The following is a 15,794-nucleotide window of genomic DNA, read 5'->3' as shown; positions in this document are numbered from 1 at the left end:
CCGAAACCCGCATGGAATAAGGCTCGCCTAAAAAGTCGCCAGTTTTCAAGACTGGTGCCTTCAACCGCTCGGCCACGCTTCCTGCAAGACCCGCATTATACATAAATCACCACCCCGCCGGTAGCGGCGGGCCCGCCATCACAGCAGCCAGTTCTCCCGCAGCGCCGTCTCAAATGCGTGCGCCGTCAGCGGACGCGCGAACAGGTACCCCTGCACTTCGTCGCAGCCCGCCGCGCGCAGGAATTCCAGCTGCTCGACCGTCTCGACCCCTTCCGCAATCACTTGGTGCCCCAGTTTCTGGGCCATGCCGATGATGGTAGTGGCAATCGCACAATCGCTGGCGTCGTCCGGCACGCCAGTGGTGAACGAGCGGTCAATCTTCAGCGTGTGGATCGGGAAGCGCTTCAGGTATGACAGGCTCGAATACCCGGTGCCGAAATCGTCCAGCGACAAGGTCACGCCCAGCGCATGGATCTCGCCCATGATCTCGATCACGCGCTCGATGTCATGCATCAGCGCGCTCTCGGTGATTTCCAGCTCAAGCCAGGAAGGCGCCAGCTCGTAGCGCTTCAGGGTCGCCGCCAGCCGCCCCGGCAAAGTCGCGCTGAATTCGCGCGCCGACACGTTGATCGCAATCCGCAGCGGCGGCAGCCCCGCCCTCTGCCACACCGCCGCCTGCGCGCACGCCGCTTCCAGCACCCACTCGCCCACCTGCACGATCAGCCCGGTGGTCTCGGCCAACGGGATGAACTCGGCCGGCGGCACCAGCCCGCGCTCGGGATGCATCCAGCGCACCAGCGCCTCGGCGCCGATGATGCGGTGGCCGTCGATCTGGAATTTCGGCTGGTAATGCAGCAGCAGCTCGCCGTGCCCCAGCGCATGTCGCAGTCCCGACTCGATGCGCATGCGCTCGTGCATGCCCTGGTTCATGTCGAGGCTGTAGAACGCCACGCTGTCCTCGGGATTGTCGTGATGGCCCTGCTTGGCGCGCGCCATCGCGATGTCGGCCAGCCGCAGCAGCGTCTCGGCGTCGCCGCCGTCCTGCGGATACACGCTGATGCCGACGCTGGCGCCCACCCGCAGGTCGTGTCCTTCGATCAGGAACGGCCGCGCGAGCGACGCCTGCAGCTTTTGCGCCACCGTGGTCGCCTCGAAATGCTGGCGGATGTCGAACAGGCCGACGACGAACTCGTCGCCCGACAGCCGCGCCACGATGTCCTCTTCACGCAGCGCGTCGCGGAAGCGCAGCGACACCTGCCGCAGCAGCTCGTCGCCAATGCGCCGCCCCAGCGTGTCGTTGATCCACTTGAAGCGGTCGAGGTCGATGAACAGCACGCAGCCGGACGACTCGTTGCGCTGCGCCACCATCAGCGCCTGGTCGAGCAGCTTGGTCAGCAACGTACGGTTCGGAAGACTGGTCAGCGCGTCGTAATACGCCAGGTGGTGCAGCCGTTCCTCGGCCTCCTTGCGCTCGGTGATATCGCTCAGGTAGGCGATCAGGCCGATGGCGCGCTCGTCGGCGTCGCACAGCGGCGTCAGCGTCATGCTGGCCCAAAACACTTCGCCGGACTTCTTGCGGCGCCGCACTTCCATCAGGCGCCCGCCCTGCTCGGCGAAGGCGTCGTGGAAATTTTCGTCCTCGTCCACGTACAGGAACAGGATGTGGTTGCCGATCGCCTCCACCGCGCTGTAGCCGAACAGCCGCTCGGCGCCCTTGTTCCAGCTGGTGATGTAGCCGGCCTGGTCGAGCGTGAGCACCGATTCCTGGATCTGGTCGAGCACCTGCAGCTGGTGCGCCAGCTGCGCCTCGACCTGCACAAAGGCGTGCGTCGAGCGCTGCGCCAGCGAATGCACTTGCATCAGGCTGGCGGTCAGGCGCGCCAGGCTGGACAGATGATGGCGGTCCTCGGCGTTGAAGCCGAGCCGGCCGAACACGCGGTAGGTGCCGAAACGGTGGCCATCGCAGTCGACTTCCTGGCGCAGCTGCTCGCCGACCGGCGCGAACGATTCGTGCCCGCCGTCGCCCGCCTCGAACACGCCGTAGGGGCAGCCCAGCAGGTTGCGCGCGATGCGCCCCAGTTCCTCATGCAACACCTTGCCGCGCAGCCGCAACACCGCGTCGCACAAGGCGTCGCTGCTGGTGATGAAGTCGGAAACGGGCTGGGCGCGCATCTATAAGTTCCTGCTGACCTGGATCGCCCAATGGTAGGCGTGCAGCTGGCTTTGCCACCAGTGCGCCGGCGTGACGCCGGCCGCCACCAGCGCCGCGCGCGACGGCGCCTCCACCAGCGCCAGCAGCCGGCCCATCGAGCCGTCGCGCGCGATCAGCGCCGCGGCCGGGTCGGGCGCCATCTTGAGTGCGTCGACAATCGCTTCCATCGACATGCCCAGCAGCACGTCGAGCAGCGAGAACACGCCGATCATGAACGCCATATCCTGCGCCTCGCGGTCGCCGCCGCGCTGCTTGCACAGCGATTCCATCTGGGCCGCGCGCAAGGCCGCCACCGGCAGCAGCGGATTGGGCAGGCCGTCGGCGCGCTGGCGCGCATACAGCAGCAGTTGCAGCCAGCGCTGCAGCTGGCGCCGGCCAAGCAGGCCGATGGCCTGCGCGAAACTGTTGATCGGGGTGCTGGGGGCGAACGCGGCGGAATTAACCAGCCTGAGCAAATGGTAGGACAGCGTCGGGTCTTGCTTGAGCAGCGACTCGACCTCGCGCGTCTCGGCGTCGGCCGCCAGCAAGCCCAGCAGATTGAGCAGGCGCTTGCGCGAACTGCCATCGTCCGGCTCGTCGGACGGCGCCGGGAAAATTGGGTAGTCGCCGCTGAACCAGCCGAAGCCCGCCTGCGCGCACTCGTCGCGGCGCGCCGCGCTGTCGACGCCGCGTGCCAGGTGCGGGCCGAAGGGCGCCGCCAGCGCGCCGGGCGCCGGGGCGGCGGCGCTGCAATCGAGCGACACGGCGCGCAGCGAGGGCGCGTGCGCCAGGCCGTCGCGCGGTGCGCCGTCGAGCAGGATGCGGTAGCCCTGATGCTGCAGCGCGAGGACGGCCTGGCAGTCGGCGTCGCCGCTCAGCGCGGCGGCGTCAATCGCGAACTGGACGCGGCTAGGCGGCATCAAACGCAGCAGCGCCGGGGTCAGCAGTTTCGGGGAGGACAGCAGCAGGATGCAGTCGAGCGGAGCGATCGCCGACAGCAGGTCGCCAGAGCCGAAGGCGGCGTGCCAGGCGGCGCCTTCGTCACTGTCGGCCGAATCGGCGTCGATGCGCAAGGTCAGCGCAACCCAGTGGTTGCCCGCGTTGGCCGCCGCTTGCATGTCGACCAACGGGAACGGAAGGGTTTGCAGCACGGCGCTCTGAGAATAGGATGGCAGGAGCGTTAATACTAGAGCAGCAATTGACCAAAAGCAATCAATTTATTGCCCTACAGACACAAAATCAGAGCAAAGCGACGTTGCGTGGCGGTGTTGGGGGGCAGATTCTAATGCCGTTAAGATAAGGAATGAGAAGACTTGGCCCGAAGGCGCCTTAGCCTGGAAACCGTCGTACCAGCGCAGGCTGGTACCCATGCTGAGCACGCGGATCCGTAAAAACGCACTCAGCATAGGTACCAGCCTTCGCTGGTACGACGCCTTAACTTAACGGCATTAGGCTCAGGTCCGCAGGACCAGACCCCTCGCTGCGTGAGGCGGGCGGGGCGAATCCTCAGCCATCCGCCGGCCCGCCGTCGAACTTGGCCTGCTCCACCGCATACTTGATCAGCTCAGCCTGCCCCTCGATTCCCAGCTTGCGCTTGATGTTGAGCCGATGCGTCTCCACCGTGCGCACCGACAGGTCGAGCGCCCTCGCAATCTGCTTGTTCGAGTGCCCCGCCGCGATCTGGTTCAGCACTTCCTGCTCGCGCACCGTCAGCTGCTGGTCCGGCAGCCGCGGCCGCACCAGCTTGCGCGCCAGCGCCTCGCTGTAATACACGCCGCCCGCCATCACCGTGTCGATCGCCCGCACGATGTCCTTGCCCGGCGCATCCTTGAGCACGTAGCCGCGCGCGCCCGCCTGCATCGCCTGGCCGACATATTCCAGCTTGTCGTGCATCGACAGGATCAGCACCGCAATCGCCGGAAAGCGCGCCCGGAACTGCGCCGTCGCTTCGATGCCGTTGGTGCCGCGCATGTTGATGTCCATCAGCACCAGGTCGACCGCGACGCCCGCCGCCTGCGCCAGCGCCTCGTCCGCGCTGCCGGCCTCGGCCACCACGCGCAGGTGCATCATCGCCTCCAGCCGCGCGCGCAGGCCGTCGCGCACCAGCGGATGGTCGTCGACCAGCATGATCCGGATGATGGCCGCGTCAGTCATCGATCGCCACCGTCGCTGCGATCGTCGTGCCGGCGCCCGACGAGGCGATCGCCAGCCGTCCGCCGATCGCTTCCATCCGCTCGCTCATGTTGCGCAGCCCGATGCCGCGTTGCGGATGGCTCGCCACCGCCTGCGGCTCGAAGCCGCGGCCGTCGTCGGCCACCGTCAGCGCCACCCTGCCCTCGCCGCGCGCCAGGGTGACGTCGATGCGGCGCGCGCCGGCATGCCGCTCGCTGTTGGCCAGCGCCTCCTGGGCCACCCGAAACAGCACGGTGTTGATGACGTCCGGCAGCCCGGCGACGTCGCCCTCGGCCGTGAAGCGCACCGGCACCGCGCCGGCCATCGTGAACTCCTGCGCCAGGTGCTCGAGCGCGGCCGCCAGGCCCAGGTCGTCGAGAATCGCCGGCCGCAAATCGTGCGAGATGCGCCGCACCTCGCCCAGCACGTCGTTCAGCTGCGCGGCGGTGTGCTCGAAGCCGGCGCGCGCCTGCTGCTGCTGCTCGGCGTTGCCGTTCAGGCGGATGATGGCCGCCTCGATCTGCAGCTTGATCGACACCAGCCACTGGCTGATGCCGTCGTGCAGGTCGCGCGACAGCCGCGCCCGCTCCTCTTCCTGCGATTCGACCACGCGCTGCGCCAGCGCCTTGAGCTTGGCGTCGGCCACCCGCAGCTCGCTGATGTTGAGCGCAAGCCCGCAGCCGGCCACCGCCAGCGCGCCGACGATCGCCAGCGCCGCAATCCACAGCATGGTGTTCTCGATGCTGCGCGACTGCTGGGCGTCGATGCGGGCCAACGCCGCGTCGACGTCATCGAGATAAATGCCGGTGCCGATCATCCAGTTCCAGCCGCGGATCGGCACCACGTAGCCGAGCTTGGGCGCCGGCCGCGCGGTCGACGGCCGCTGCCACAGGTAGCGTTCCAGCCCGCCGCCGGCCTTGGCGCGCGCGATCAGCCGCTGCACCGTCGGCGTACCGGCCTCGTCGCGCAGGTTCCACAGGTTGTGGCCGACCAGTTCCGGCTGTCTCGGATGCATCAGGTTGTTGCCCTCCAGGTCGTACACGAAGAAATAGCCGTCGTCGCCGTAGCTGAGCGTCGCCAGGATGCGCTTGGCCTCGGCCAGCGTGGCGGCATCGCTGCGGCCGGACTCGACCAGGTGCGCGATCGCGTGCGTGGCCAGCGCCACGTAGTGCTTCAGCTCGGCTTCCTTACTGGCCAGGTAGGCCTGCTGCATCGTCGCGCGCTGCTCCTGCGCCAGCGCAATCGACTGATGGCGCACGAACAGCGCAATCGCCAACAGCGCCGCCACCAGCGGCACGATGGCCAGGAATATGACTTTTTGCCTCAACTTCATGCTTGTTTCACGGCGGGGATCGAAGCGCCAATTTTACGCCACCGCATCTACGTAGTACTACGCAGATTATCTGCGTAGTGCTGCGCTTGTTCGACCGACATCGCTGGTGAATACTATCGGCCACACCGCGCGGAATCGAACCGGCTCAAGAACGGTCTAAGTCAGGTGGCCATCAATCTCTTGGAGGAGTCTATATGAAACGTCTGACAAGCCAGCTGGGCTGGGCCGCGCTATCGCTGCTCGGCGCCGGCTCGCTCGCCTACGTCGCGCTCAAGCGCGGCGAGTCGATCAACGCGGTCTGGGTCGTCGCCGCCGCCGTCTGCGTGTACCTGATCGCGTACCGCTTCTACAGCCACTTCATCGCCACCAAGGTGATGTCGCTCGACGCCAAGCGCGAAACGCCCGCCTACAAATTCAACGACGGCCTCGACTACGTGCCGACCAACCGCTACGTGCTGTTCGGCCACCACTTCGCCGCCATCGCCGGCGCCGGCCCGCTGGTCGGCCCGGTGCTGGCCGCCCAGATGGGCTACCTGCCCGGCATGCTGTGGATCCTGGCAGGCGTCGTGTTCGCCGGCGCCGTGCAGGACTTCATGGTGCTGTTCATCTCGATGCGCCGCGACGGCCGCTCGCTGGGCGACCTGATCAAATCCGAGCTGGGCGAAATCCCCGGCCTGATCGCGCTGCTGGGCACCTTCATGATCATGGTCATCATCCTCGCCGTGCTGGCGCTGATCGTGGTCAAGGCCCTGACCGGCTCGCCGTGGGGCAGCTTCACCGTCATGGCCACGATCCCGATCGCGCTGTTCATGGGCGTCTACTCGCGCTTCATCCGCGTGGGGCGCATCGGCGAAATCTCGCTGATCGGCTTCGTGCTGCTGATGCTGGCCATCGTCGGCGGCCAGTACGTGCACGAGTCGGCCGTCCTCGGCCCGATGTTCACCTTCACCGGCACCCAGCTGACCTGGATGCTGATCGGCTACGGCTTCGTCGCCTCGGTGATCCCCGTCTGGCTGCTGCTGGCGCCGCGCGACTACCTGTCGACCTTCCTGAAGATCGGCACCATCGTCGGCCTGGCGATCGGCATCCTGATCGTCGCGCCGCACCTGAAAATGCCGGCGATCACCAAGTTCATCGACGGCACCGGCCCGGTCTGGTCCGGCACCATGTTCCCCTTCCTGTTCATCACCATCGCCTGCGGCGCCGTGTCCGGCTTCCACGCGCTGATCGCCTCCGGCACCACGCCGAAGATGATCGAGAACGAACAGCACGCCCGGTTCATCGGCTACGGCGCGATGCTGATGGAGTCCTTCGTCGCCATCATGGCGCTGGTGGCCGCCTCGACCATCGAGCCGGGCATCTACTTCGCGATGAACAGCCCGATCGCCCTGCTCGGCAGCAGCGCCGAAACGGCGGCCGCGGCGGTCGGCAAGCTCGGCTTCGTGATCACGCCGGAAATGCTGGCGCAGACGGCGAAGGACGTCGGCGAGCACAGCATCATCTCGCGCGCCGGCGGCGCCCCGACGCTGGCGGTTGGCATGGCCAACATCCTGGCGGGCGTCATCGGCGGCAAGACCATGATGGCCTTCTGGTACCACTTCGCGATCCTGTTCGAGGCGCTGTTCATCCTCACCGCGGTCGACGCCGGCACCCGCGCCGGCCGCTTCATGCTGCAGGATTTGATGGGCGCCTTCGCCCCGTCGATGAAGCGCACCGAGTCGCTGCCGGCCAACCTGATCGCCACTTCGCTGTGCGTGGCGGCCTGGGGCTACTTCCTGTACCAGGGCGTGGTCGATCCGCTGGGCGGCATCAACACCTTGTGGCCGCTGTTCGGCATCGCCAACCAGATGCTGGCCGGCATCGCGCTGATTCTCGCGACCTGCGTGCTGTTCAAGATGAAGCGCGCCAAGTATGCGTGGGTCACGGTGGTGCCGACCATCTGGCTGCTGCTGTGCACTTTGGCCGCCGGCTGGCAGAAGATCTTCAACGAAGACGTGCGGGTCGGCTTCGTCGCGCACGCCAACAAGTTTCAGGCGGCGATCGACCAGGGCGTGCTGCTGGCCCCGGCCAAGTCGATGACGCAGATGCGCCAGATCGTCTTCAACGACTACCTGGACGCATCGCTGGCGGGCTTCTTCATGTTCGTCGTCATCGCCGTCTTGTTCTTCGGCGTCCGCACGATGATGAAGGCCAGCGCGCAAGGCACGCCGAGCGCGGCCGAGACGCCGTTCGTGCTTGCGCCGCAGGTGCAGTGATGCTGGCCGAACTGGCGCAGGCCGGGCGCTACCTCGGGCAAAGCCTGCGGCTGATGGTCGGCCTGCCCGAGTACGATACGTATGTGGCGCACATGGAAACGACGCATCCGGGCGAACCGATGATGAGCTACGACGACTTCTTCCGCGAGCGCCAGGAAGCGCGCTACGGCGGCGCCGGCAAGCGCGGCGGCTGCTGTTAGTGGTGCGGGGTCAGGTTCGCCGAACCTGACCCCGTTTTTGTCGCCGATATATGCTTCGTCGCGAAGTAAGCCCCATCCCTCCCTCGTTTTTCCGCAGCGAAATCCCATCTGTTTCCTAGCGGCCCCGCCTCGTTTGCGACACATCAAGTGCGCTCAGGATCTTTCCTCGTATATTTTTCCAATCGGAATTTGCATTCTTCCGTGCAGCGCGTCGCCTTATCGCTTTTCAACCGCCGGGTTAGCCATGCTGAACTTCGAGCGTTCCAGCCTCAACAAGAAGTTGACCATCATCTCGTTCCTGTCGACGGGCACCGCCTTGCTGTCGGTATTCCTCGCCTTCGCGGTCACTTCGGTGCTGAACCACCGCAAGGACGAGGGCATGCAGCTGTCCTCGTTCGCCGGCGTGATCGGCACCAACAGCGTCGACGCCCTGGTCTTCAACGACCGCAGCGCCGCGCAAAACACGCTGGCCGCGCTGAAGGCGAAGGAAGAAATCTCCAACGCCACCCTGTTCGACCGCAACGGCAAGGTGTTCGCGCGCTACGTCGCGCCGGGACGGGCCGAAGAGGTGTTCGCCAACGTCGACCCGGTTGGCCTGGGCGAGGAAGCGCTGGCCGAAGCCAACGCCCAGGGCCGCTCGTTCTGGAGCACGCGCATGCGCCTGTACCGCGAGGTCACCGGCAACAACCACCAGGTCGGCGTGGTGATGATCGAAGCGGACCTGACCAATATGTGGCTCGACATCTTCAAGAGCCTGGGCGTGATCGCCGCCGCGATGGGCGCCTCGCTGCTGGTGGCGATGATGCTGGCGAGCCGCTTCAAGAGCAGCATCGCCGACCCGGTGACCAAGCTGATCAACGCCGCGCAAAAGGTGTCGGCCAGCCAGAACTACACGCTGCGCATCGCCCACGAACGCACCGACGAGCTGGGCACCTTGATCGACAGCTTCAACGACATGCTGGCCCAGATCGAAGGCCGCGGCGCCGCCCTGACCCACCACCGCGACGAGCTCGAGCGCCAGGTCAGCGTGCGCACCGAGCAGCTGGAAAAGGCCAAGAACGCCGCCGAGGCCGCCAGCCGCGCGAAGAGCGCCTTCCTCGCCACCATGAGCCACGAGATCCGCACCCCGATGAACGGCGTGCTGGGCATGACCGAGATGCTGCTCGGCACCAGCCTGACCGACACCCAGCGCAAGTTCACCAAGCTGGTCAAGAGTTCCGGCGAGCACCTGCTGGTGATCATCAACGACATCCTCGACTTCTCCAAGATCGAAGCCGGCAAGCTGTCGGTCGAGTACATCGACTTCAACCTGTGGGACCTGCTCGACGACATCAACAACGTCTACACGCCGCAAGCCCAGGGCAAGGGCATCGCGCTCGATTTCGACATCGCCAGCAACATCCCGGTGTCGATCTGCGGCGACCCCAACCGCCTGCGCCAGATCATGGCCAACCTGATCGGCAACGCCATCAAGTTCACCGAGCAGGGCCGCATCATGGCGCGCGTGCAGGTCAACCGCGAAGACCCGCAGGCGGTGTCGCTGCGCTTCGAAGTGCACGACACCGGCATCGGCGTCTCGCGCGAGGCGCGCGGCCGCATCTTCGAGGCCTTCTCGCAAGCCGACGGCTCGACTACGCGCAAATACGGCGGCACCGGCCTCGGCCTGGCGATCTCGAAACAGCTGGTCGAACTGATGGGCGGCAAGATCGGGGTCGACAATGCCTCAACGCAAGGCTCGATCTTCTGGTTCACGGTAAGTTTCGACAAGCGGCGCGTCGCCCCCGACGAGCCCGGATTCTCACTGAGCGCCATCGAAGGACAACGCGTGCTGATCGTCGACGAACATCCGTCCAGCCGGGACCAGCTGGAGCGCCAGGTCCGCGCCTGGAATCTCGATTGCGACAGCGTCGGCTCGGCCATGCAGGCGTCCGAGCGGCTGGTGTCGGCCGCGCGCGCCGGCCAGCCCTACGACGTCGCCATCCTCGACATGGACCTCGAGCGCACCAGCGGCCTGTCGCTGGCGGCGCAGATCAAGGCCGATCCGGCCAGCCGCGCCACCCGCATCCTGCTGCTCAGCGACGAGCGCCTGGCGGCCGACCCGGTGCAGCGGCGCGAGGCCGGCGTCGCCTACCAGCTGATCAAGCCGGTGCGCGCCGGCGACCTGTTCGAATGCATCGCCGCGCGCCGCCGCAAGCCGGTCGTCGTCGCCGCCCCGGCCGAGGCGCCGGTGCCGGTGCGCGCGCCGGTTTCCGGCGCCGCCGCGCCGCGCCAGCGCAAGGTGCTGCTGGCCGAGGACAACCCGGTCAACGTCGAAGTGGCCACCGCGATGCTCGACAGCCTTGGCCTGTCCGTCAGTTGCGCGCGCAACGGCGACGAAGCGCTGCGCGCCGTGCGCGACGGCGGCCAGTACGACATCGTGCTGATGGACTGCCAGATGCCGGTGATGGACGGCTTCGCCGCGACCAAGGAGATCCGCCGCCACGAGCGCGAGGACGGCCGCACCCGCAAGCTGCCGGTGATCGCAATCACCGCCAACGCCCTGCAGGGCGACCGCGAATCCTGCCTGGCCGCCGGCATGGACGATTACCTGAGCAAGCCGTTCACGCAGCAGCAGCTCGGCGCCCTGCTGGGACGCTGGATCGCGCTGCCGCTGGCCGGATCGCTGCAGCCGTCGGCCGAACCGGCGGCGCCGCGCGCGCCCGAGCCGCTGGCCGCCAGCGTCCACCACGACGACGCGCCGCCTGCGCTGCCGCCCGAGGTGTGCGAGCAGATCCCCCGCGGCGTCATCAATATGCAAGCGCTCGACAATATCCGCGCGCTGTCGGCCGACCGCGGCGGCGCGCTGGTCCAGCGCGTCATCAACGCCTACGTCGCCGACACGCCGCAGCACCTGAAGACGCTGCACCTCGCCATCGGCGCGCGCGACACCACCAGCGTGCGCAAGGTCGCGCACAGCCTGAAGTCGAGCAGCGCCAACGTCGGCGCCGAAGCGCTGGCGCAGATGTGCAAGGACATGGAGATCCTCGGCCGCAACGACAGCACCGAAGGCGCCGCCGGCATCCTCACCGACATGGAGCACGAATTCCAGGCAGTCCGGGATTCGCTCAGTGCCATCCTAGAGAAGGAAACTTGACATGGCTTCCCCCAATCCCACCAAGCGCGGCGTGGTCCTGGTCGCCGACGACGATCCGGTGATGCGCCTGCTGATGCTCGAGATGCTGGGCCAGGTCGGCCTGGACGGCATCGAGGCCGAGGATGGCGAGCAGGCCGTCGCCACCTTCCAGGGCATGGCGCCCGACCTGATCCTGCTCGACGTCGAAATGCCGAAGATGGACGGCTTCTCGGCCTGCCGCGAGATCCGCCGCATCGAGACCGGCGCGCCGGTGCCTATCATCATGGTCACCGGCGGCGATGACATCGAGGCCGTCACCAACGCTTACGAAGTGGGCGCCACCGATTTCGTCTCCAAGCCGATCAACTGGCCGATCCTCGGCCACCGCGTGCTGTACGTGCTGCGCGCGTCCGACGCGATCGTGCGCCTGCGCATGGCCGACGCCCACAACCGCGCGGTGCTGGCGGCCATCCCGGACACCTTCTTTCGCCTCAACGGCGACGGCTTCTATCTCGATTACGAGCCTGGCCACGAACGCCACGGCCGCGACGCCATCGCGCCCTTCCCCACCGAAGCGTGCATCGGCAAGCACATTACCGAAGTGCTGCCGCGCGAGATCGCCGACCGGATCCTGGAACAGATGCGCGCCGTGCTCGACACCCAGCACATCCGCTCGGTCGACTACGAACTGGTGCGCTTCGGCGTCGTCCACCACTTCGAAGCGCGGCTGGTCGCCACCGGCGCCAGCGAGGTGCTGGGACTGGTGCGCGACATCAGCGAGCGCAAACGCACCGAAGAACAGATCCGCCGCCTGGCCTACTGCGACAGCCTGACCGGCATCCCGAACCGCCAGGCCTTCCTGGAGACGCTCGAGCGCGAACTGCACCGCTCGAAGGCCGGCAACAAGAAGTTCGCGGTGCTGTTCATGGACCTCGACGCCTTCAAGCGCATCAACGACACGCTGGGCCACAACGTCGGCGACAACCTGCTGAAGGTGGTGTCCGAGCGCCTGCGCGAAACCATCCGCCCGAGCGACCTGGTGTCGCGCGGCGACCAGTCCCATAATTTGGCGCGCCTGGGCGGCGACGAATTCACCATCCTGATCCCCGACCTCGAACGGGTCGACCACGCGATGAACGTCGCCCAGCGCGTCAAGGAAGCCATGCGCCGTCCCTTCCTCATCGAGGGCAACGAGATTTTCGTCACCGCCAGCATCGGCATCTCGCTGTTTCCGGAAGACGGCGACGACTGCGACTCGTTGCTCAAGTTCGCCGACACCGCGATGTACCACGCCAAGAACTGCGGCAAGAACAACGCCAAGCTGTACTCGTCGTCGCTGACGATGCAGATCATGAGCCACGTGAAGCTCGAAGTCGGCCTGCGCAAGGCGCTCAAGAACCAGGAGCTATACCTGCTGTACCAGCCGCAGATCGAAGTGCGCAGCGGCCAGATCGTCGGCGTCGAGGCGCTGGTGCGCTGGCGCCATCCGGAGCGCGGCATCATCTCGCCGACCGAATTCATCCCGCTGGCCGAGGAGACCGGCCTGATCGTGCCGATCGGCGAGTGGGTGATCCGCACCGCCTGCAACCAGGCGCGCGCCTGGCAGCGCGCGGCCAGGCGCTCGCTGCGCATGGCGGTCAACCTGTCGGCCAAGCAGTTCAAGGACGAGAACCTGACCCAGATCGTGGTGTCGGCGCTGAACGAGACCGGGCTCGATCCCAAGCTGCTCGAACTCGAACTGACCGAGGGCACGCTGATGGACGACGCGCGCGCCACCATGTCGACGCTGGAGCAGCTGCGCGGCATCGGCGTCTACCTGTCGATCGACGATTTCGGCACCGGCTATTCGTCGATGAACTATCTGAAGCGCTTCGACGTGCGCGCGCTGAAGATCGACAAGAGCTTCATCAGCGGCCTGCCGCAGGACTCGGAAAACGCCGCCATCACGCGCGCCATCATCGCGATGGCGCACGGGCTGAAGATGGTGGTGGTGGCCGAAGGCGTCGAGACCGACGAGCAGCTGGTCATGCTGCAGCAGTACGGCTGCGACATGGTGCAGGGTTTCTACCTGGGCCACCCGCTGCCGCACGACGCCATCACCCAGCTGCTGCTGCACCCGGCCGGCGAAACGGCGCCGGCTAAGTAGGCTTCTCGAACCTCAGTATGTGGACGGCCGGCCCGGGCAGCAGCGGGCCGGGCTTGCCCGCCACCCAGTCCGCGTGCCCGCGCAGGAAAAACGGCGACAGCGGATGCCCGCTCTGCCCGCCCGGCATGTTGAAGAGGCCCTGCTCCTCGCGCCCCGGCGACACCGTCATCCGCTCGGACTGCCCGAACTTGGCGCCCGCCACGCGCGGCATGTTGGCGTCGCCGGCCAGCATGTCGGGCGGCGCCGACAGCCACGGACGCAGCGCCGGCACCGCCATGCTGATCGGATGGGCGATGGCGGCGGTGTTGCGCGCGCCCCAGGTGGCGGCGGACAGCGGCTTGCCGTCCTTGGTCAATTCGAGGATCGCCTGGTCGATCGCGGCCAGCTGCACGTCCTGCCAGTTCGAATAGCCGGCCGGGAGCCACGCGTCCGGCTTCGCATCGAGCAGGCGCGCCACGACCGCCGGCCAGCGCGTGCTGGCCGAATGCATGGTGGCCTTCTCGTCCAGCGCGGCCATGTCGGTGGTGGCCGCGCCGAACAGCAGGTCCTGCAATCCCCACATGAACGCGCGCGCCAGCCGGTAGCCGGCCGAATCGACGCTGGCGCGGCCGCTCCAGCCGTCCTTCAACAGGCGCAGGAATTCGGTGCGCTGCGGGCGATCCTTCAGCGCCGCGGCGTCCAGCGCGGCGATCGCGCGATCGCGCCAGGTCTGCATGAACAACGCCCGGTCGTCCATCGTGATCGCATACACGCTTTTCAGGTCGGTCTTCGGGCCGAGCGCCAGCAGGCCGTCGCGCACCTGGCGGGTACGCGCGCCCAGGTCGAAGCCGCCATCGCCGATCAGCTCCGAGCCGGCGCCCATCAGCTGGCGCGAGTTCGCGGTCCACAACTGGCCGTCGGCCGGATTGATCACCTTCGGGTAATCCGCCGGCGCCAGCACCCCGTTCCAGCCTGACGCGCCTTGCTTGGGCAGCGCGCCCGTGATGGTCCAGCCGATGTTGCCCTTGTCGTCGCCGGCGAGGAAATTCTGCGCCGGGATACCGATCTTCGCAGCGATCGCCAGCGCGTCCGCCACCGTGTCGGCGCCCTCCAGTTCGATCTGGCGAAGGTTCACCGCGGCCGGATCATGCGCGATCCAGTGGATCGCGTACGAGCGCTCGCCCACCTGTCGCACCGGTCCCATCGCGCTCTCGCGCACGACCATTTTGAATGCCGGCCCGCCCTTGACCAGGATGGTTTCGTCATGACTGGTCAGCGAGGCATCGGCCGCATCGACCGGCACCAGGTCGAGGTACCTGCCGTTGCTGTTGGTGTAGCCCCACGCGACGTGGCCGTTGCTGCCGGCGATCAGCAGCGGCGCGCCGGGCAGCGTCACCCCCGCCATCCGCCGGGTTCCGCCGCGGCCGTCGGGGAACTGCAGCGCCAGCCGATACCAGGTGGTCGGCAGCTGCATCCCGAGGTGCATGTCGTCGCTGACGATGGCGGCGCCGTCGCGCGTCCGGTTGCCCGCCACCGCCCAGTTATTGCTGCCGACCGAATCGGCGAATTCGTTCAGGGCGTAGACCTTCAGCGCGCCCGAGCCGTGCCCGCCCCACCATGCGGGAGGGGCGGGCGGGATCGGCGCTTCCGCCGCGACGGCAGCAAGCCGGTCGAGCGGCGCGTCCCACTGCGTCGATTCGGGCAGCAGGAAGGCGCGCTGCGCGGCGTCGGTGTTCTCGGCGATCCAGCCGCGCGCCAGAGCGCGCGTCTCCTGGCTCCCTTGCAGGTCGAAGAACATGGCCCACACCACCAGCATCGAATCGGCCGCGGTCCAGGCGCGCGGCGTGGTTCCGGTCAGCGCGTACTCGAAAGGCCGCGCGCCGAGCGCGTTGACGCCGTCGTTGACGCCGGCGACGTAGCGGTCGAGCAGCAGGCGCTGATCGGCCGGCATCGCGGCCAGCAGTCGGTCGGCGCGCGCGCGAAAGCGGTGCAGCCGGTGCGCGCGGTCGAGCGGCAATGCCTTGGCCCCGAACAGCTCGGCCAGCTCGCCCGCACCGGAGCGGCGCAGCAGGTCCATCTGGAAGAAGCGGTCCTGGGCGTGAACGAAGCCGGTCGCGTAAGCCAGGTCGAGCCGGTCGGCGCCCTGCAGCAGCGGCGCGCCGCGCTCGTCGCGCGCCACCGTGACGGCGCCGGCCAGGCCGGCCACGTGGCGCGTGCCGTCGAGCTGCGGCAGGCTGGCGCGCAGGTACAGCCAGCCCGACAGCAGCGCCAGCGCGACCAGCGCCAGCAGCGCAAACAGGATTCGCGCCGCCAAAGTTTTCAAGCGCATGCCGTGTCCCCATAGTCGATTTGGGGCAATACTGCCAGAAAAATTCTGTTTCCGGAATTATTTGAAGCGGCAACCCG

The 15,794-nt window shown here is 67.3% G+C and carries 9 protein-coding genes; 4 read left to right on the top strand and 5 right to left on the bottom strand.

All coding sequences use genetic code 11. The features are described 5' to 3' along the window. Positions 1–138 precede the first annotated feature (138 nt). From AC1D02_RS03830 to AC1D02_RS03815, 4 genes are all read right to left on the bottom strand, one after another. Complete coding sequence (locus tag AC1D02_RS03830) at positions 139–2,172, bottom strand: putative bifunctional diguanylate cyclase/phosphodiesterase (protein ID WP_477313838.1); 2,034 nt, start codon at positions 2,170–2,172, stop codon at positions 139–141. Beyond that, complete coding sequence (locus AC1D02_RS03825; RefSeq protein WP_477313836.1) at positions 2,173–3,342, bottom strand: HDOD domain-containing protein; 1,170 nt, start codon at positions 3,340–3,342, stop codon at positions 2,173–2,175. Positions 3,343–3,697: 355 nt separating this feature from the next. Further along, positions 3,698–4,345: a response regulator transcription factor gene (locus AC1D02_RS03820; protein WP_477313834.1), complete on the bottom strand. Its 648-nt coding sequence runs from the start codon at positions 4,343–4,345 to the stop codon at positions 3,698–3,700. After that, positions 4,338–5,696: a cache domain-containing protein gene (locus AC1D02_RS03815; RefSeq protein ID WP_477313832.1), complete on the bottom strand. Its 1,359-nt coding sequence runs from the start codon at positions 5,694–5,696 to the stop codon at positions 4,338–4,340. The genes AC1D02_RS03820 and AC1D02_RS03815 overlap by 8 nt, the downstream gene beginning before the upstream one ends. Positions 5,697–5,890: 194 nt before the next feature. Between AC1D02_RS03815 and AC1D02_RS03810 the strand changes: the two genes are divergently transcribed. The 4 genes from AC1D02_RS03810 to AC1D02_RS03795 all read left to right on the top strand — a co-directional run bounded on the left by AC1D02_RS03810 (position 5,891) and on the right by AC1D02_RS03795 (position 13,409). After that, entirely contained in the window at positions 5,891–7,951 is a 2,061-nt protein-coding gene (locus AC1D02_RS03810; protein ID WP_477313830.1) for a carbon starvation CstA family protein, read from the top strand. Beyond that, complete coding sequence (locus AC1D02_RS03805) at positions 7,951–8,151, top strand: YbdD/YjiX family protein (protein ID WP_477313828.1); 201 nt, start codon at positions 7,951–7,953, stop codon at positions 8,149–8,151. The genes AC1D02_RS03810 and AC1D02_RS03805 overlap by 1 nt, the downstream gene beginning before the upstream one ends. Before the next feature lie 244 nt (positions 8,152–8,395). After that, the gene (locus AC1D02_RS03800) at positions 8,396–11,284 is read left to right on the top strand and encodes a hybrid sensor histidine kinase/response regulator (RefSeq protein ID WP_477313826.1); all 2,889 of its coding nucleotides are present in this window, start codon (positions 8,396–8,398) and stop codon (positions 11,282–11,284) included. Between the two features lies 1 nt (position 11,285). Further along, the gene (locus tag AC1D02_RS03795; protein WP_477313824.1) at positions 11,286–13,409 is read left to right on the top strand and encodes a putative bifunctional diguanylate cyclase/phosphodiesterase; all 2,124 of its coding nucleotides are present in this window, start codon (positions 11,286–11,288) and stop codon (positions 13,407–13,409) included. On the opposite strand, the gene AC1D02_RS03790 is transcribed toward AC1D02_RS03795, so the two are convergent. Beyond that, complete coding sequence (locus AC1D02_RS03790; RefSeq protein WP_477313822.1) at positions 13,402–15,717, bottom strand: penicillin acylase family protein; 2,316 nt, start codon at positions 15,715–15,717, stop codon at positions 13,402–13,404. The genes AC1D02_RS03795 and AC1D02_RS03790 overlap by 8 nt on opposite strands. Positions 15,718–15,794: the final 77 nt, after the last annotated feature.

Source organism: Massilia sp. P1_C10 (genome assembly GCF_056406475.1).
This window is presented reverse-complemented; position numbering and strand designations above follow the sequence as displayed.